Source organism: Vibrio sp. 03_296 (genome assembly GCF_002265885.1).
In genome coordinates this window covers 1-564 of the sequence record NZ_NPKW01001080.1, presented here as the reverse complement: position 1 = coordinate 564, position 564 = coordinate 1, and the positions used below count along the sequence as shown (strand labels likewise).

Here is a 564-nt window from a genome sequence, read left to right as displayed (position 1 = left end):
CGTTCGTACACATTTGTCAGTCAGGGAAAACTCAATAATGCGTCAACAATATTTTTCTTTTGATTGTTCGGCGCCAGCACTGAGAAGTTGGCAGACGAAGAAATTTTGGTAACGGYCGATGGTCACACCAGGCATGCCATCAGATTCTGCTGCAATAAGGCGGTAGCCAGTTAAGCCATCTCGCTCAATCACATCTTCGCGAAGAAGTTGAGCGTCTTGGATGCGTTTTACAAAAAACGCTTTGTTAATATCTTGCTTTTCAAAGCTCCATACGCGAGCACGAATTTGAGATTCAGGAGAATAGGCTGCTTTGGCTAACCATTTGCCATCGTGACCATAAACATCAACGGTTTCTCCTAGTTGTGGATTACCTTCGACTCTATCGATCCCACGAGAAAAGATCCAAGGGTGGCGTCTAACAACAGACTTCTCACGACCTTTGACTAAATAGATGGCAGCAGACATTGAAATTCTCTTAAGCAAAAATGAAAGTGGGGTATTTCAAGGAATCAGAGTAGAAAGCAAATAGCAAAAGGCCGCATTGGCAGGCCTTTGCTTAGTTTG

1 pseudogene is annotated in these 564 nt (G+C 43.7%); it reads right to left on the bottom strand.

What is annotated here, in order from left to right:
• Positions 1-66: 66 nt before the first annotated feature.
• Positions 67-465 (bottom strand): annotated as a pseudogene (locus CIK04_RS29940) (23S rRNA (cytosine(1962)-C(5))-methyltransferase RlmI); the annotation flags it as partial.
• Positions 466-564: the final 99 nt, after the last annotated feature.